This window comes from Caulobacter sp. P1_B12_2 (assembly GCF_056406675.1).
The window spans coordinates 1-19,086 of record NZ_JBFTZS010000029.1 but is presented as its reverse complement, the minus strand read 5'-3'; the positions used below and the strand labels follow the sequence as shown (position 1 = coordinate 19,086).

The following is a 19,086-nucleotide window of genomic DNA, read 5'->3' as shown; positions in this document are numbered from 1 at the left end:
GCGCGGACCTTCGAGGATGACGCCGACCGCGCCAGCGGCTCGGTGCKGTTCATGCTCTCCGAGGCGGTCAACCTGCTGCAATACCTGCGCGCCGCGCCGGGCCTCGGCGGGACGTTCAGCTTCCGCGCCTTCTTCAAAGGGCTGGACCAGATCCAAGGGCCCAAGCCCTGGATCTTCGTGCCCCGTAAGGAGGACTATTTCGAAGCGACCAAGCCGCTTTTGGCTTGCTGGCTGGAGTGCGCCGCCGGTGCGATGCTCGGCCTGGACCCACACCCTAGCCGGCGGGTCTGGATGATGCTCGACGAGCTTCCAGACATTCCCAAGGTCGATAACCTGCAACGTCTGCTGCCGCAGGGCCGCAAGTTCGGCGCGGCGGTCGTCCTGACCTTCCAGGCAATCGGCCAAATGCGAAGCCGCTATGGCAAGGACGGCGCCGAGGCCCTGTTGGGCTGCACCAACACCAAGCTCTTCCTTCAGCTCATCGACGCCGACAGCCGAAAATGGGCTAGCCAGACGGTGGGTGAGGTTGAGATTGAGATGCGCGGCACCACCGAGTCCCTGGCCCTTGAGGTCGGAAAGGGGCGCACCTCACTGGGGAGCCAGCGCCAGATCCGCGCCGCTCTTATAGAGAGTGAGTTTCGGCTGCCGCGTCACGACGGCTTTTTGCAGCTTCCCGACGGCCTGCCAGTGGCGCGCATTCGGTTGAACAATCGTCATATCCTCAAGCGCGGCGCGCCGCGTCAGCCCGGCTATGTTCCCGGCGAGGTCGCCGACACCCTCTGGGGCGTGACGCCGACGCCAGCGTCGGGACCGCTCATTCCCGAAGGCGGGCCGGTCTGATGGTCGCCACCATTTCCGGGATCTCCAGCTCAAACCAAGCAGCGAGCTACTACGAGGCCGACGACTATTATTCCGAGGGCGGCCTGGCGCCCAGCGCCTGGCAGGGCAAAGGCGCGGAGGCTTTGGACTTGGAGGGTCCAGTCGACCGCGACCAGTTCAAAGCCCTGCTCGATGGCGCTCTTCCCTCCGGCCAGGTGCTTGGGACGGTCCGCAATGGCGAGCGCGAACATCGACCCGGTTGGGATCTGACCTTCAGCGCGCCCAAATCGGTGTCGGTAATGGCCCTGGTCGCGGGGGACAAGCGCTTGATCTCGGCGCACGATCAGGCGGCGGCGACCGCCCTGGCCTTCGCCGAGCGGAATGGAGCCGCGACTCGTATCCGCGAAGGCGGCCAGGTGGAGCAGGTGCGCACCGGCTCGCTAATCGCGGCCACGTTCCGTCACGAGACCAGCCGAGCCCAAGATCCGCAACTTCACACCCACAACGTGATCTTGAACGCGACCAAGGACGCCAAGGGTGTCTGGCGCAGCATGGAGGGCCGCAGCTTCTTCCAGCAGCAAAAGGCCATCGGCGAAATCTACCGCCAAGAGCTGGCGCTTCAGGCACGACGGCTGGGATACGAGGTCGAGACCAGCAAGGGCTCCAACTTCGAAATCAAGGGCGTGCCAGCGGAGGTTCTAAAGGCCTTCAGCGAACGCGCCGCCCAGATCGAGGCGCACCTAGCCCAGCGCGGCAAGACTCTGGAGACGGCCACCGCCGCCGAAAAGCAGATGGCCACACTCGACACGCGTGTCGGCAAGCAGGCCAGCGATCGAGCCGAGCTGGTGGCCGACTGGCGCGCCACGGCCGACGCCGCGGGCTTCAATCGCTTGGCCCGGACGGGTATGGTCGCGGCAGCAGAAGCCAGGGCGGCAGACCCTCGGCATGGCCTGGAAGTGCAGGGCGAGGCCGAGGCCTGCGCTCACGCGGCGATCCGGTTCGCGGCCGAGAAGCTGGGCGAGCGCCAAGCGGTGTTCAACACCGCCGAGCTGGAGATGGAGGCCGGCCGGCGAACCATGGGCCGGGCTGGCCAGGCCGAGATCCACCGCGCCATCGAGCGCGCCCAGGTCATGGGCGAGCTGGCACCGCGTGTCTTCTTTGACCGGCGCGGGATCGAGGGCGCAGGGTTCACGACCGCCGACAACATCAGCGCTGAGCATCGTCTCCTTCAGGCAGAATACCGGGGGCGCGGCATGGCGCCGGCCTTTGCCGGGCCGGTCGAAGCCTCCCGGATCGTGGCCGAGGCGGTTTTACGTGGCGAGGATCGTGGTCACACGTGGACCCAGGATCAGCGGGCCGCGACGCACATACTCCTCTCCAGCCGCAGCCAGGTCGTCGCGGTCCAAGGTTATGCAGGAACGGCCAAGACCACGACCGTTCTGGCGACCTTCGCCAAGGCCGCCGACGCGGCCGGATTTGAAATCCGCGCCTTGGGTCCATCGGCTTCCGCCGCCCACACCTTGGGCGAGGCGCTGGCGGTCGAAGGCCAAACTCTCGCTCGGCATCTGAAGGTGCAGGAGAGCCGATCGGACGCGCCGGCCGGAAAGCCGCAGATTTGGCTGGTCGATGAAGCGAGCCTCGTCTCCGCTCGCGATATGGCGCGCCTGCTAGAGGCGGCTGAACGCGCCCAGGCAAGGACAGTGCTTGTCGGAGACGTAAAGCAGTTGGGGTCCGTCGGTGCAGGCGCGGCCTTCACACAGTTACAGGCAGCCGGCATGGAGACCGCTCACCTCATGGAAATCGTACGCCAGACCAACGCCAAGACCAAGGAAGCCGTCGAAGCGACCTTGCGGGGTGAGATCCGCCGCGCCTTCGACGCCCTGGACGCAGGTGGTGGCAAGATCCTGGAGGCAAAGACGCCAGAAGCGCGTCGCGCCCTGATCGCCACCGATTACGCCGCACTTAGTTCCCAGGAGCGCGCACGGACCATTGTCATCGATCCCTCTCGCGAGGGACGGGAGGCGCTGAATGGTGAAATCCGCCAGCGTCTGATCGACCAGGGTATCTTGGGCGAGGTCGCCGTGACCGCCTCGACCCTCGTCGCCAAGGACCTAACCAAGGCCGAGGCGCGGCTCGCCGATAGTTATGAGGCGGGCGAAGTCGTGATCTTCAATCAGCGCAACCCCGATCGCGGCATTCGACGTGGCGAGGCGTTCACCGTGGCTGCAGTCGATCCGCGCGAGGGTCGTGTGGCGCTCGTGAGTGCGCAAGGGCGAAGACTCGACTGGGCGCCAGCGCAGTGGGGTCAGGCCGAGGCCTTCGTTCAAGCTCCTCGCGAGTTCCGCGAGGGCGACCGGATCGAGTTCACGCGCAATGACCATGCCACCGCCCGCGCCAACGGAGCGCAGGCGGAGGTGACACGGGTTCTGGACGGGCGGTCGATTGAAGTGCGTCGAACAGATAGCCGTCTTGAGATCTTGACGCTCGACGCCGCCCGCGACCAGCACATCCGTCACGCCTATGTGCAAACCGCGCACGCTGCCCAGGGACGAACCGCCGACCGCGTCATGGTCCACGCCGAGAGCGGGCGTGCCAACCTTGTCGATCAGGCATCAATGTACGTGGCGATGTCGCGGGCTAGGAGTGAGGCGGCAGTCTATACCGATGACCGGGGAAAGTTGGCGGTTGGCGTTGCAGAGAGGCAGGCGAGGTCGTCGGTCGCGCTACGTGCTGAGCTCGGGATGGGTAGGGTCTAGCCCTTCGACACCTCCAGAAGATGGGCTTCGTTCCGGAACCGCGCCTAATCGATGTTGGCACCCCACCTCGGGCGGGCCAACACTATCTTGTTGTTCTCAGTCAGCTAGATGTACACCTCCCATCTGTGGACTTTGAATTTACCATCGCCCCGGACACTAGGCGACGTTGCAATAGGAGCGGGCGTGACGACGGCGCGATCGGGCATAAGGGATAATCGCAGCAGAGGGGCGGTTCACGAGTTCATCAGCGAACGTGCGGTGCCCGATAGCCATCTGTCGGTTGTCTCGGCTTATTTTACGACCTTCGCTTACGACCGCCTCCGCGTGACCTTGGATTCCGTCGGACAGATGCGGTTCCTCTTCGGCGAACCGCGTTTCCTTAGGGATGCCGACAACGCCAACCTTGTTCCGCCTGCCTTTTCGTTCGATGAATCTGGGCTGCGCCTCACGGAGCAAATCAGGCAGCGATCCGCAGCGCTACGCTGTGCCCAATGGATCAGGGACCGGGTTGAGATTCGGTCGGTCAAGCGTTCCGGCTTGCTGCATGGGAAGCTGATCCACATTGATGACGGCCGCCGTCCTCATGCGATTCTGGGCAGCTCGAACTTCACGATCAACGGGCTGGGGCTGGGAGAGTCGCCGAACCTCGAACTCAACCTGGTCGTCGATGGCGATCGCGACCGTGAAGATCTGTTGACCTGGTTCGATGAGCTATGGAGCGACGCCAACCTTACCGAGGACGTCCGCGAAGAGGTTCTGCGAACGCTGGAGGCGAGCTACGCCCATGCATCGCCTGAGTTCGTCTACTTTAAGACCCTGTTGCACCTCTTCGATGAGTTTTTGGCTGATCAGGCAACGGAAGAAGCGCTGATCCAGCAGACAGCTTTCGAACAAACCGCCATCTGGCGCGCGTTGTTCGATTTTCAACGCGACGGCCTGCGGGCAGTGCTCTCTAAAATCGAAAAGCACGGTGGCTGCATCCTTGCCGACAGCGTCGGTTTGGGTAAGACCTTCACCGCCCTCGCCGTGATCAAGTGGTTCGAAAAGCGCAACAAGAACGTTCTGGTTCTGTGCCCAAAGAAGCTGCGCGAGAACTGGACCGAATATCTCGCGACCAACAACAGCGAGATGAACCCGCTACGCGACGACAGGTTCGGCTACACGGTGCTGTCCCACACCGACCTTTCGCGCGAAAGGGGGAAGGTAGGCGATATCGACCTAAATCGAATCGAATGGGGCAACTACGACCTTGTCGTCATCGACGAGTCGCACAATTTCCGAAGCGCTGCGCGGAACAAGAGTCCCGGCGGGCGCCGCAGTCGCTACGAGCGGCTGATGGACGATGTGATCAAAGCCGGCCTTAAGACCAAGGTTCTCCTGCTCTCGGCCACGCCGGTGAACAACGATCTCGGCGACCTCAAGGCCCAACTCGACCTGATCTCCACCGACAAGGGCGACGGCTTCGCCGACCTCGGCGTGCCCAATCTCGGTGCCTTAATTGGTGGCGCGCAGCGACGCTTTGCCGAGTGGACGAAAAGCGGAAGTCGCGACGCCGGTGAACTGTTGAACAAGCTTCCGCCCGCGCTGTTCGGGCTGCTTGACGGCGTCACCATCGCGCGATCGCGCAAGCACGTTGAGCGCCACTACGCCGCCTCGATGGACAAGATCGGCGGGTTCCCAAAGCGCGCCGCGCCTGAATCGATCTTCTCTAGCATCGACAGCCAAGGCGGGTTTCCCGCGTTTGAGGAAGTGGACACCGCAATCAGCACGCTGGAACTTGCGCTCTACGGACCTCTGACCTTTGTGCTCCCAAAGTATCGAGCGCTCTATGACAAGGGGGGGAATTTCGACCAAGCCAATCGTGAGAAATACCTTGTCGCGATGATGAAGGTCGGCTTTCTCAAGCGTCTGGAAAGCTCCGTAAGTTCTTTCCGCCTGACGATGGACCGCATGATGGCGCGGATCGATCAACGGCTCAGTGATCTCGACAGCTTCGATGGGACCGCGGCGATCGAAGCGCCCACTGCAGACGAGATCGAACTCGACGACGAGCTGGAGGAAGCCTTCGAGGTCGGCGGCGCTCTCAAGTACAATCTGGCCCACTTCGACCGAGCCGCATGGAAGGCGGCGTTGGGCCGCGACCGCGACCGGATTGCCGCGTTGGCTGAAGTGGCGCGCAAAGTCACGCCCGATCGCGACGCCAAGCTTGACCGCCTCAAGGAGATCATCAGCGCAAAGGCTGCCAATCCCACGGTGAACCGTGACGGCGAGGCCAATCGGAAGGTCATCCTCTTTACGGCCTTCACCGACACCGCACGTTATCTCTACGACGAGTTGCTGCCGCTTGCGCGTGAGCACGGCCTGCAAGCGGCGTTGGTGACGGGTGACGGTTGCAAGACGACCTTCGGCCAGGCGCGCTTTCAGGATGTGCTGGTGAACTTCGCGCCCCGTGCGAAGCGTCGTGCAGGCATGCGCGGAGCCGAGACGGTCGGCGAGATCGACCTATTGATCGCCACGGACTGCATCTCCGAGGGTCAGAATCTTCAGGACGCCGACCTGCTCGTGAATGTGGATATCCACTGGAATCCAGTGCGCCTCATCCAACGGTTTGGGCGGATTGACCGCATCGGCAGCTGTAACGCCTCGATCCGCATGGTCAATTTCTGGCCAACCGAAGACCTCAACAAATACCTTCGCCTCAAGGACCGGGTTGAGGCGCGCATGGCGCTGGTCGATCTTTCGGCGACCGGCGAGGATGATCTCCTGAATGTGCGCGCCGAGGCGGATGGCGATGCGCGCTGGCGCGACGATCAACTCACGCGCCTGAAGGATGAAGTGTTCGAACTAGAAGACGCGGGTGGCGGCGTAACCCTCGCAGACTTTGCGCTCGACGATTTCCGCGCCGAACTGCTCGGGTTCGCGCGAGCCAACGAGCAGGCGTTGCGAGACGCCCCCCTGGGACTCCACGCAATCGTGCCAAACGCGGTCGAGGGCCGCACCGTCGATCCCGGTGTGATCTTCTGTCTGCGGCGGCGCCCAGCCGATCCGAACCCTGAACAAGCAAAGATCAATCCGCTCGACCCATACTATCTCGTCCAACTCAGAGACGACGGTACAGTGCGAGTCGGTTTCGGTCAGCCCAAGCCAATCCTGGAGGCCTATCGCGCCCTATGCCTCGGCCGCGGCGAACCTTTTGCGGCGCTCTGCAACGCCTTCGACGACGAGACCAACTACGGCGAGTCCATGGATCGCTATGACGGATTGATCCGAGCCGCCGTCGCCTCCGTGGGTGAAACCTCGGCGTCCCGAACACTCGCATCACTTACCGGCTCCCGCGGTGCCCGCGTGCCGGATGAGGGCGCTCAGGCGCGCACAAGCCTCGACTACGACCTGATCACCTGGCTCCTCATCCGGGCGGGGAGCGGCGCGGCATGACCGATTTCGCAGCAATCGACGGCGCCGTTCGCGCATTTGCTCACCTCCCGCTGGAGGAGGCCGGCCGTGAGCTGCTGGAGGTCCTTGGCTATCGCAGCGCCAAGACGATTGCATTGGATGGGCAGCCGGGTTCGTTTGCGCGGGAGATAGATCCCGAGGGCAAGCTTCTCCATCCGTCTGCGCATCTGGACCAGTGGCGCGAGGTTCGCTTCCTCTTCCAACTGACGAACGATGAGATCCCGCTGCTGGGCCGCGAGTCTGGCGCGATGAATCTGGTCGAGCGCTACGGAAAGAGCATCGTCGATAGCTTCGTTTTTCTCGCCATCGACCTGGAGGGGGAGGCGTGGAAGCGCGCGACGCTCGCGGGAATCACGCGAGCGGTGAACAGCCTCTTCCCCATGCCAGTGATTATTCTGTTCCGACATGGTCAGCGGTTTTCCCTCGCCGCTAGCGAGCGACGCCAGCACAAGCGAGACGCCACCCGCGATGTGCAGACAGGCCGCGTGACGATCATCCTGAACGTCAACACTCAGCGGCCGCACCGCGGACACCTGACCATTCTGGCCAAGCTGGACTGGCGGGCCATGCGGTCTCGCCCCTCCAACTTTGGGGACCTCTATGAGGGATGGCAGGCGGCGCTCTCGACAAAGACCCTCAATGAGACCTTCTATCGCGAGCTCGCCAACTGGTTCTTCTGGTCGCGGCAGCTAGTCTCATTTCCGGCGGGTGCCGGCGACAAGCCCGAAGTCCCACTCATCCGCCTGCTGACCCGCATCATCTTCTGCTGGTTCATCAAGGAGAGGGGGCTGATCCCCTCGGAATTCTTCCGCCTGGAAGATGTTCGCACTTTGTTAAAAGTCGACCCAGGCGAGGCTGCGGACGCCGACAATTACTACAAAGCGATCCTGCAGAACCTGTTCTTCGCCACCCTGAACACGGAGATGGGCGAGGGCCGCAAATGGCGCAGCCGCAGCGTGGGCGGTGGGCAGGACGGGCATCACCTGATTCACAGCGTCTACCGCTACGAGGATCTGTTCGCAGACCCTGAGGCTGCGCTCGGCCTTTTCCGAAGGGTGCCGTTCCTCAACGGCGGGCTCTTCGAGTGCCTGGATCGCGAGCTGACGCAGCGAGACCTGGAACGAAACCCTAACTTGGCCAAGATCAGTGACGGCAAACGGCTTCGGGTCGATGGTTTCTCCGACCATCCGAAGAACCCACTGCATGTGCCAAATAGTATTTTCTTCGGCGAACTGCAGGACGTAGACCTGAATGCCGAGTATGAGACCAGCGGGCGGACTTACAAGGCTTCCGGTCTCTTCACCCTGTTCGACAGCTATGTGTTCACGGTCGAGGAGAACACCTCGGTCGAGGAAGAGGTCGCCCTCGATCCCGAACTGCTCGGCAAGGTCTTCGAGAACCTTCTGGCCTCCTACAACCCGGAAACCAGTTCCTCCGCCCGCAAGATGTCGGGCTCGTTCTACACGCCGCGTTACGTCGTCGATTTCATGGTGCGAGGGACGCTTACGCACCAGTTCAATGCCGCGCTAAAGGGGCTTAAGCACTCAGACGACCGAGGGTTCCGTCCGCGCGCCGAGCTCTTGGACTTTGCCCCCGCGCCCGGCGAGCTAGCGATGGAGCGACCGCCGGCGAGCCCCGCCCCCGCCCCCGCCGCGAGGGACCGCGAGGATTCACGCGTCCATGATTTGCTCGATCCTACAGCGCCCGCTCCCGAGTTTTCGGAAGCGGAGCGGGAGGTTCTGATTAAGGCGATCGAGGACTTGAAGGTGCTCGACCCAGCTTGCGGCTCCGGCGCATTCCCCATGGGGATGCTTCAGGCCCTGATGGACGCTTTACGGCGCTTGGATCCCGACAACCGCAAATGGAAGGCGGCGCTGCGCGCGCCGTTAGCCGAACGGGTGGCCCGGGCACCGCAATATGACATCACCCGGCGCGAACAGGAGATGGAGGAGGCGGAGGCGGCCCTTCAAGCCTTCGACGAGGAATTCGCCGACAACGAACTCGCCGACTATGTTCGTAAGTTACACTTGATCGAGCGCTGTCTGTACGGGGCGGATATCCAGCCGGTTGCCATCCTGATCGCCAAGTTGCGCTTTTTCATCAGCCTAGCGGTCGAGCAGACTCCTGATCCAGATCGGCGCGACGACAACCTGGGCATCAAGCCATTGCCCAACCTCGAAACCAAACTGGTGGCGGCAAACAGCCTGATCCCCCTCCAGCGGCCGATGCAGGTCGATCTGTTTGCCAATCCGCGCATCGGCGCCTTGGAGCTGCTGATTGAAGACGMAACCCAACGATACTTCGCCGCCCGCACTATGCGAACAAAGCGCAAGTACCGTGAGTTGATTCAGGAACACCGCGACGAGCTGGCTGACATTCTCGAGACCGAGCATTCGCTGCCACACGAGGACGCGCGGAAGGCCGCACGCTGGGACCCTTTTGATCAGCAAGCAAGCGCGCCGTTCTTCGATCCTCTGTGGATGTTCCAGCTGCATGATGGCTTTGACATCGTGATCGGCAACCCGCCTTACGTTCGGCAGGAAAAAATCACCGATCAGAAGCCCGCGCTTCAGGCGCACTATGGCGGTAAGGACAAGAACGGTCTTTCGCTCGGCAGCTACGCCGGGACGGCGGATCTGTTCGTCTACTTCATCGAGCGCGGCGTAAAGCTGCTCCGGCCCGGCGGCGCCTTCGCTTACATCACGTCGAACAAATGGTATCGCGCCAAGTACGGCGAGAACCTGCGCCACTGGTTCAACGTCAACGCCAGGATCGAGGCCCTCATCGATTTTGGCGACGCGGATGTGTTTGACGCCATCGCCTACCCGACCATCCTCATCGCCGAACGGCGTGACCCTGCGCGGCGGGGTCCGATTTCGTCCGAACGCTTCCGCGCCCTGAACTGGCAGGACTTGGGCGAGAAGGCCGAGATTGAGGCCTTTCCGGAGCTGCTCCAAAGCGCCGGCTTCGACATGCCCCAGACGGCGCTGAACAAGGACGGGTGGCAGATCGAGCCGACCGTCAAGCGCGACCTTTTGGCGCGCATCCGCGCGGCGGGCGTGCCGCTCAGCGACTATGTCGAGGGACGGCTCTATCGTGGCATTCTGACGGGTTTTAACGACGCCTTCGTTATCGATGGCGCGACCCGGGCCGCTCTGATCAAGGCCGACCCCAAGAGCGAGGAGATCATCAAGCCGTTCCTGCGCGGCCGCGATGTGAAACGTTGGCGCGTCCAGCCTCAGGATCTATGGCTGATCTTCACCCGGCGGGGCGTCGATATTGATCGATATCCAGCCGTCAAGCGACACCTGGAAGGCTATCGAGAGGCGCTTGAACCTAAGCCCCGCGACTGGGATCGACCAAACTGGCCGGGTCGGAAGGGGGGCTCATATAAGTGGTTTGAGATTCAGGATAACGTTGCCTATTGGGAAGAATTCCTACGGCCGAAGCTCGTCATTCCTGCGATCGAGAAAACCGTTGCCTACGCTCCAGAGACCAGCGGCTTTTTCAGCAACGACAAAACCTGCATCGTCGTGTCTGACGACTGGCGCTATCTGGCGGCGTGCCTCAATTCGCCGGTGTCATGGTGGGTAGCGCAGACAACCTATGCCGGCCGTCAGGGCGGGTTCTTCGAATTCAAGCCGATGTACGTCGGTCAGTTTCCGATTCCGAACGCCGGCACCGACGCCAAGGCGATGATCGGGCCGATCGCCGCGTTGCTCCATTCGGACTGGGCGAACGCTGCCCTTGAGCAGCTCCTGAACGGCTTCGTCTACGAGCTCTATTTCCCGAAAGATCTCCATGCGCGCGGACTGAAGCTGCTCGACGCCGCTGGCCAAGCGGGTTTGGGAAAGTTGGGCGGTCTGACAGGCGATGCGCTCGCCGTCGCCGCCGAAGCCTTCACCAAGGCCCACCTCGCGTCCGGTCAACCTTTGAGGGTCATGCTCTCCGATCTCCGGACCCTCGACGTGGTGCGGATCATCGAGGGCAAGGGATAACGAAGGCTGTGGGACGGGGAATGGCTAGAAGAACGGGAGTCGCGCCTGCGGCTGGGCCTCGCAGGCCACGTATCAAAACTATTGAGATCCGCGATTTCCGCGCCTTTCCCGGGCCGACGCCGGTGGCGATCGGTCTAGATGGCCATAACCTGTTCCTCTACGGCGAGAACGGGGTCGGCAAATCCACGATCTTCCATGCGCTGGACGGAATGTTTGCTTACGGCCAGTCAGGGGAAGCCCTGTCCGAACTGCTCTCTGATCAAGCGAACCGCTTCACACCTGAGGACAAGCGCGGCCAGAGTCGGGTCAGCGTCACCTATGACGACGGCGAGGGGCCCGCTGAATGGACCGCTGCCTCTCATCCGGCTGACGCTCGATTCGGCCCTGCGGACGCGCGAATCGTCAATGCCGCATGGTCTAAGGCGATTATTAGCTATCAGTCGCTCCTTGCGACCAATCATGACCATGCGGATGAAGTGAACCTGTTCGATGTCTGCGTGAATGAACTGTTGCGCGACTTCCCGACTGTTACGGGCGACCGATTGGGTGAAATCTGGCTCCGTCTTTCAGAAATGCTGGAGCGCGGCCAGCTGCGTGAGGCGCAGCTTGATCAGATCAACGCAGACAGCCGACTGTTGAACGACGGCCTTGAAGAAGCTCTTCGGGAGGTTCTGCCACTAGTAAACCCACTACTCGATAAGCTGGGCCATGGCGATATCCGAGTAACCATGTTGACCGCAAAACGCATCGCCTACAACAATTCTTCCTCTAGGGAAGGTCGCGCATACGATGATTGCGAGGTCATTTCCGAAATCACGTTCCATGGCCAGCCGGTCGAGTATCCGCAGTTCTTCCTGAATGAGGCTCGCCTCTCCGCGCTAGCGCTCGCCATATACTTTGCGGGTCGAAAGCTGGCCGAGCGCCAGACCGTCAACGATATGCCGCGCCTCATGGTGTTGGATGATGTGTTGATTGGTCTCGACCAAGCGAATCGGATTCCGCTGCTCGATGTCCTCGCCGATGAGTTTCGGGATTGGCAGGTGATCATACTCACTCATGACCGGGTTTGGTTTGACATCGCGCGTCAATATCAACGTGTCGGCCAAGCCGACAAATTCTGGACCTACTGGCAGCTTCACCAACCGCAAGATCACAACTTCGCGCCCCTTCCCACCAATGTGGACTCCAGCGTAGCGGCGCAAGCCCTCGCCACAGCGAGAAGGTTTTTAAAGGATGGCCATCTGCATGCAGCGGGAAATGCGGCAAGGCTCGCGACCGAGTTTGCGCTGCGGGAGTTCTGCGCCGTGAAGGACATCATGGTCCCGTATGTCGCTCCCCCCGCCTTTCTTCCGGCCTCTAAGTTCCTCGAATGCATTGAGGGACGCGATACTGAAAAGCACTACGCCTCCGTGATTGAATCGGTGCGGATGTACACGACGATTCTACTCAATCCGCTCTCCCACGGCGGCACTCCGGAGGGCTTTCCAAGCGAAGTGCGGGGTGCCATCGAGGTCGTCGATAAGCTGCTCTTCTCGTTGAAGGTTCTGCCGACTGCTGAGTTAAAGAGGCGCGGTCGCTGAACCTCATAAAACGCACGTGGCGCGGCTCAATCAGCGGCCGACAGAGCTTCATAGGCTATGCCTCTCCTTACTTGATCTTCCAATGGTCCAACGTCACCTTCACCTCGTCGCGTGGATAGTGTGGACCGGCGTGACTAAGTCTCGTTGGATTTGAGCCARTCTCCGCGCTGCGCTTTTCCGGATCCCATCATTTAAGGGCACGACGCCAGGTGGCGTAGCCCGGCGTCTCAGCCCCTGGCCAAGTCTTTGGGTAAGCATCCCAATCGCACCAGGTATCGATGTTGGCGACTGTGTCGGCCAAGCTTCCATGATCGCAATGCCAGATCGTCATGCTGACGCATGACCGCACCTGGTTTGAGATGGCGCGCGCGCATCTCGATCCCAAAGAGGACTGGGCGCAGTTTGAACTACATGAGGCGCCGACGAGCGCGTCAACTTCGATGCCCGTTGTACGGTGCGTGGGCCCTGGTGCGGCCGACAGTGCCTTGGACCAAGCAGAAGCCTTTTGCGACCAAGGGGCGCTGGCGGCCGTGAGACACTTGCTCACAGTCGCGAAAGCCAAATGATCCGAGGCTAGGAGGTTGGTTGGAGTGTCGAAGCTTGGGTCACGCGCCGGAAACGACATACTTCTCCGTCAGGCCCTTGCGGTCGAACAGCGCGTCCTGCTTTTGCGCCGACACTAGCAGGCTATCAATCTCCGCTTCCGGGTCATCCCACATCGGATGAGAGAACAGCCGCTTCAAGCAAACCCGAATGATGTCCTTCTCCTTGTCCGTGATAGCCGGCCGATAGAGCATGGCGTCGCGCTCTGCGGTAGTCATGATGTGAAGAGCGAAGATCAGGATGCTCTTCAGGTATGGCGACCAAGTCAAGACCGATCCCTTGTGCCAAATCCGGCGCGCCTTGAGCTGCTCGTTCGTAAGTGACTTCCCCTTGGTGTTTGCGACCCAGCTCTGAACACCAGTCTCTTGAACGAGAAGGTCAGCCACGACCGCGAAGTTTTCAGTCTCCGCGCTGCGGTGATCCTGCTCGGAGTTGAACCGCGCGTTCGACGGCTCCAGGTACAGAGTGGATCGGAAAATCGTCTTGCTCAGCAGGTCAACGGTGATCGGGAAGCTGGCGTCCTTCGAGGCCTTGGCAATGTGGTCTTGGAGCGTCGAGGCACCGAGCGCCGAATTCCGTATCGCTCCCCGAAGGATCTCCTTGGCTTCTTGCTGGCTGAGCGCCTTGCTGGCGGTGAGGAAGCCGATGAAATTTGTTTCCGTGTGCGTTTCTGGGTCTCGCTGGGCGATGAATTCGTCAAGATATTCCCGGTGGATCACCGAGAGGCGAGCCAACATTGTCGATGTGTAGAACGGAATCTGCTTGAGCTTGGAGTGCGCGTCTAAGTTGGTGATCATCAAGCTGTCGAAAAGCTGTTTTGACGCTTCTACTTCCAGAGGTGAGACGTAGACTTTGATATCGACTTCAGTTTGATTGTTGAGTACTTGAGCGGCCAGCTTGTGCTGCCCATCAAACAACTTCAACCTCCCGCCGAGGAGTCGGCCGATAGAGGGCGCGAGCTGGGGGTGTGTTTTCAAATGGTCCCGAATTGCGATTAGGCGCTTAAAATCGATAACGCGGGGCTGAAGGCCTTCTTGATCGTCATTCTCAATCCACGGGACGGGTATCCGTCCGTAGAAATAAGGGACCCCCAGAACCGCATCGTGAAACAGGGGGAATTCAAACGCGGCTTGCCCGTCATCCACCTTGATGGTGGCGCCGCTCACGTTCGCGTGGATGCTTCGACCCACGACGTCCTTCAGTTTGAATATGTCCTGAAGGCGGATTTCGTTCTGCTTGGCTTCGAACAGGCGTTCCAGACGTAGGTTGTCCCGGACGTCGTAAAGGGTCTGATCGCCCTTCCGGCGATTGAGGCCTTTAAGCGTTATTCTGATGTTGGCGACGCTGGTGTCGCCATCCTTCGACCATGGCTGGATATGGTCGTATTCCACCTCGTCGCTGTCGCCAATTATGTCGCCAGAAATGAAGCACCGCAGTGAGCCATCCGGCCCAATTTGCTGGGCTCGCWCCGTTTGCTTTTCGGTTTCAGTCAGCAGTCGCTTCATAGCCATCGTGCAGTCCCCAGCCCCGCCCACAGCCACGGCCAGATACGGCCCCCTCAATGCTTAGTTAACCGAGTTCAAACGGATCCGCGATCTCGGATCCAATGCGCTCAACGGAATTGCACCCACATTGGTCTCGAATTGCGGGTTTCCGGAAGGACGCCAAGGATCGGTTATGACGCAATATCGTTCAGGCGCACGGCCAGGCCGCTGAGTCGGGATTTGCCCATCGGGACTGCCCCACTAGCGCCCCACAAAAGCGACCGAAGCGCGGGCAGAGATCTCGCCGCGCCGACAAATATTTGATTTTATTAGAGATTTTGGCGCACCCGACACGATTCGAACGTGTGACCTTTGCCTTCGGAGGGCAACGCTCTATCCAGCTGAGCTACGGGTGCTTCCGCCTTGCGGAAGCGCGGTCTTAGCCGAAAGGCCGCGCTGGCGCAAACGGGTCTTTTCTAGCCTTTCGCCAGATAGACGAAGCGGACCACGAACAGCGCCGCCAGGATCAGCAGCAGCCAGTCGCCCTTGCCGATCTTGCCGGTCAGCAGGCGCAGCACGGCGTAGCTGGTGATGCCGAACGCCAGCCCGTTGGCGATCGAGAAGGTCAGCGGAATGGTGATCAGGGTCAGGAAGGCCGGGATCGCCACGGTTGGGTCGGCCCAGTCGACGTCGACCAGCGAGCCGACCATCAGGGCGCCCACCAGGATCAGGGCCGGCGCCGTCGCGGCGGCCGGAATGGCCTGGACCAGCGGCGCGAAGAACAGGGTGACCAGGAACAGGATCCCGACCACCACCGCCGTCAGGCCGGTGCGGCCGCCGGCCGTCACGCCCGCGGCGCTCTCGATATAGCTGGTGACGGTCGAGGTGCCGGCCGCCGCGCCGATCATGGTCGCGGCCGAGTCGGCGATCAGGATCCGGTTCAGGCGCGGGATCGAGCCGTCGGGGGCCTGCAAGCCGGCCTTCTTGGTCACCGCGACCAGGGTGCCGACATTGTCGAACAGGTCGACGAACAGGAAGACGAAGATGATCTCGAGCAGGGCGAGACCGATACCGCCCTTGAGATTGAACGCGCCGGCCACGTCCATCTTGAAGGCCGTGGCGGTCAGGTCGGCGAGGCTCGAGGTCGCCGGAACGATCTTCGCCAGGCCCAGGGCCCAGCCGGCGGCGGTGGCCAGGAGGATGCCGATCAGGATCGCGCCCTTGACCCGCCAGGCCTGCAGCACGGCGATCAGCACCAGGCCCATGATCGCCACGGCGGCGGTCGGGGTGGTCAGGTCGCCCAGGGCCACGGTGGTGGCGGGGTTGGCGACGATGATCCCGGCCTCCTTCAGGCCGATGAAGGCGATGAACAGCCCCACCCCGGCGGCGACCGCCGAGAACAGCGGCTTGGGGATGGCCGCGACGATCATCTGGCGCACGCCCACCAGGGTCAAGACCAGGAAGGCCACGCCCGAGATGAACACGCAGCCCAGGGCCGTCTCCCACGGCACGCCCATGCCCTTGACCACGGTGTAGGTGAAATAGGCGTTCAGCCCCATGCCCGGGGCCAGGGCCAGGGGGTAGTTGGCGATCAGCCCCATCAGGATCGAGCCGAAGCCGGCGGCCAGGCAGGTGGCGGCGGCCACGGCGGCCACCGGCAGGCCGGCCTCGCCCAGGATCGTGGGATTGACCACGACGATATAGGCCATGGTCATAAAGGTGGTGACCCCGGCCAGCACCTCGGTGCGGACGTTCGTGCCGTTGGCCTTCAGGCCGAAGAGGCGTTCGAGCATGCTACTGGCTCCGGCCGGTCGTCGTAGGGATTTCGGACGCGTAGCGGTCCCAGTGGGTGGTCAGTTCGCGGACCACGACGCCGCCGACCCGGAACGCGGAGTCGAAACTGGCCTTGAGGCCTTCGCCGTGGAACACGTGCGGCAGGCTCTGCTCGCCTTGCGGCCCGCGCGAATAGTTGCTGCCCGTGCGCAGGACCAGAACCCGGCGGCGGTCGATCTTTCCGGACGCGGCGTGGGCGTCGAGCACGTCGAGGATACCCTGGTCTTCGCAGTCGGTCATGGTGAAGGTTCCGGCCCCGTCGGTCCAGAGCTTGACCCAGTCCTGGGCCCACTGGGTGCGGCGGGCGCCGTGCCAGAAACGCACCGTGCCCAGGGCGTCGCCCTGCAGCACGAAGGGCGGCCGCTGGCCTGCCGGGTCGCCCTTGTACGAGGCGCGCAGGGCCTGCAGGCCGGGGGAGTCGGGCAGCTTGACGTCGCGGGTCAGGCCGTAGGCCCAGTCGACCAGCCCCTTGTCCAGCGTCCAGACCATGGCGCTCGAGCCCTCGGCCTTGCCCTTCACGTTCGGGCGTTCGGCGTCGTTCGAATAGAGGCCGTAGGGCCAGCCGGYGGGGACGTCGCGCTCGTCCAGCTCGTAGATCGGATCGGCGTCGACCACGTAGCGGGCCCAGGCGGCGCTGCCGAGCGAGGCGGCTTTGGGATCGACGCCGGCGATGCCGCTGACGATCCAGTAGGCCTTGGACAGGTCGAACTGGTTGGACAGGATCAGGGCCGCGACGCTTTCGCGGGTCCGGCCGCGCATGTCGCTGACGATGGCCAGCACCCCGTCGTCGGAATAGCGGGCGACGTGGCGAATGCCCGGGATGGTGATCTCGTGCTTCAGCGGCCAGCCCTCGACCCAGGGCTGGAACTCGCCCGCCATGTCGCCGGTGTCGGCCCCGATCTCGAAGGTGGTGACGACCACGACCTTGATCGCGATGGGCTTGGCCTGGGCGCAGGCGAGACCGCCGAGACCGGTCGCCATGACCAGGGCCATCAGGACCCGAATGAAAAATGCCCGCATGTCGCCCTCACGCCCCGAAACTGGCGCCGAAACTCCACCGATGCGGCGCGCGACGCAATCGGGGATCGCCCGAGAGGCGGAGGGGATTGTCGATACGCTCGTCCGGCGCACAAGCGGCGACCACTTGCCCCCTACGGATCGCTTCGTGATCGTCTTCCCCCAGAGGGGGAAGAGGTCGCGCAAGTTCAGGTCTTCAGCGGATCCTTGGCGTTCGGATCGCCGTAGGTCAGCGACACGAACACGTCCTCCAGGTCCGGATCCTCGGTCGCGATGTCCCTGATCTTCAGACCCTCGGCGCGGACCGCGGCCAGCACCTGCTCCACGCTGGACTGGCCGGTGCGGTACGACACCGAGAACGCCCCGGCCCCGCGCAGCTTGGTTTCGAAGCCCGGCAGCAGCGGCGCGGCCGTCACGGGCTCCTCCGGCGTCACCACCACGTTGCGGATGTCCATGCGGCCCAGCAGCTTGGCCGTCGGTTCGTTCACGACCACCTCGCCGCGATTGACGATGGCGATCTGGTCGCACAGCTCCTGGGCTTCTTCCAGGTAGTGGGTGGTCAGGACGATGGTCACGCCCAGCTGGTTCAGCCCGGTGACATAGCTCCACAGCTGGCGGCGCAGCTCGACGTCGACCCCGGCGGTCGGCTCGTCGAGGATCAGCACCGGCGGCTGGTGGACCATGGCCTTGGCCACCATCAGGCGGCGCTTCATGCCGCCCGACAGCTGGCGGACATAGGCGTCGGCCTTGTCGCCCAGGCCCAGGGCGTTGAGCAGCTCGTCGGTGCGTCGCTCCTTCTTGGGCACGCCGTAGAAGCCGGCCTGCACCTCCAGCGACTCGCGGGGGGTGAAGAACACGTCGGCCGCCAGCTCCTGCGGCACCACCCCGATGGCGGCGCGGGCGTCGCGCGGACGCTCGTCGATGTCGCGCCCCCAGATCTTCACCGTGCCGCTCGACTTGCGGGTCAGGCCGGCCAGGATGTTGATGAAGGTCGACTTTCCAGCCCCATTGGGTCCCAGAAGCCCGAAGATCGAGCCGCGCGGCACCTTCAGGTCGATGCCGTTGAGGGCGCGCTTCTCCGGGGCGGTCTTGGAGGCGGGATAGGTCTTGAACAGGCCTTCGGCTTCGATCGCGTACGCGGGCAGGTCCATGAAACGTCCAGATGCGGTCCGCCGAACCAAGAAGGCGGGCGATAGGGAAAGGAACGGCCTCGTACGAATTGACGGCGGCGCGATGGGTCGCATAGGTAGGCCTGCATCGCCGCCTCGCCAAGGCCGCGTCTGGATTTCAAGGGTTTTACCAACATGGCGCGCAAGGCCACGTCCACCGCTCCCACCGCCATGGAGCCCACCGTCGTCGCGGTCGGCGCCGGTCCCGCGCCGGAAACCGTCATGGTCCGCTCGCACCGCATCGCCTGCGAGGGCGTCGGCGGGGCGCTGGGCCACCCGCGCGTCTGGCTGGAAATGGGCGCGGCCGGCTTCGTCGACTGCTCCTATTGCTACCGCCGCTTCGTGGCCCAGACCGCCGCCGGCCACGACGAGGA

General features: G+C 62.8%; 10 protein-coding genes and 1 tRNA gene. 6 read left to right on the top strand and 5 right to left on the bottom strand.

All coding sequences use genetic code 11. The annotated features are described in order from the left end of the window. The 5 genes from AC1DZ6_RS03530 to AC1DZ6_RS03510 all read left to right on the top strand — a co-directional run. Positions 1–840 (top strand): type IV secretion system DNA-binding domain-containing protein (locus AC1DZ6_RS03530; RefSeq protein WP_477095812.1); only part of this gene is annotated, 840 nt, incomplete at its 5' end. After that, the gene (mobF, locus tag AC1DZ6_RS03525) at positions 840–3,575 is read left to right on the top strand and encodes a MobF family relaxase (protein ID WP_477095811.1); all 2,736 of its coding nucleotides are present in this window, start codon (positions 840–842) and stop codon (positions 3,573–3,575) included. The genes AC1DZ6_RS03530 and mobF, both read left to right, overlap by 1 nt. 183 nt (positions 3,576–3,758) lie before the next feature. Next, entirely contained in the window at positions 3,759–7,010 is a 3,252-nt protein-coding gene (locus AC1DZ6_RS03520; RefSeq protein WP_477095810.1) for a helicase-related protein, read from the top strand. Beyond that, positions 7,007–11,026 carry an Eco57I restriction-modification methylase domain-containing protein gene (locus AC1DZ6_RS03515; RefSeq protein ID WP_477095809.1) on the top strand — a complete coding sequence of 1,340 codons (4,020 nt, stop codon included), beginning with the start codon at positions 7,007–7,009 and terminating at the stop codon, positions 11,024–11,026. Before AC1DZ6_RS03520 ends, AC1DZ6_RS03515 begins: the two co-directional genes overlap by 4 nt. A gap of 20 nt (positions 11,027–11,046) precedes the next feature. Then, complete coding sequence (locus AC1DZ6_RS03510; RefSeq protein WP_477095808.1) at positions 11,047–12,606, top strand: AAA family ATPase; 1,560 nt, start codon at positions 11,047–11,049, stop codon at positions 12,604–12,606. A gap of 605 nt (positions 12,607–13,211) precedes the next feature. Here the strand turns inward: AC1DZ6_RS03510 and AC1DZ6_RS03505 are convergent. The 5 genes from AC1DZ6_RS03505 to AC1DZ6_RS03485 all read right to left on the bottom strand — a co-directional run bounded on the left by AC1DZ6_RS03505 (position 13,212) and on the right by AC1DZ6_RS03485 (position 18,694). Then, the gene (locus AC1DZ6_RS03505; RefSeq protein ID WP_477095807.1) at positions 13,212–14,714 is read right to left on the bottom strand and encodes an HNH endonuclease domain-containing protein; all 1,503 of its coding nucleotides are present in this window, start codon (positions 14,712–14,714) and stop codon (positions 13,212–13,214) included. 318 nt (positions 14,715–15,032) lie between these two features. Then, positions 15,033–15,109 (bottom strand) — tRNA-Arg (locus AC1DZ6_RS03500). A gap of 60 nt (positions 15,110–15,169) precedes the next feature. Beyond that, complete coding sequence (locus tag AC1DZ6_RS03495; protein ID WP_477095806.1) at positions 15,170–16,486, bottom strand: NCS2 family permease; 1,317 nt, start codon at positions 16,484–16,486, stop codon at positions 15,170–15,172. 1 nt (position 16,487) lies between these two features. Next, positions 16,488–17,546, bottom strand: coding sequence for a purine nucleoside permease (locus AC1DZ6_RS03490; protein ID WP_477095805.1), 1,059 nt, complete (start codon positions 17,544–17,546; stop codon positions 16,488–16,490). 185 nt (positions 17,547–17,731) lie between these two features. Beyond that, a complete protein-coding gene (locus AC1DZ6_RS03485; RefSeq protein WP_477095804.1) occupies positions 17,732–18,694 on the bottom strand; it encodes an ABC transporter ATP-binding protein in 963 nt (320 codons plus the stop codon). Between the two features lie 153 nt (positions 18,695–18,847). Here AC1DZ6_RS03485 and AC1DZ6_RS03480 point away from each other — a divergent pair. Beyond that, on the top strand, positions 18,848–19,086 hold a 239-nt coding region (locus tag AC1DZ6_RS03480; protein WP_477095803.1), incomplete at its 3' end, for a zinc-finger domain-containing protein.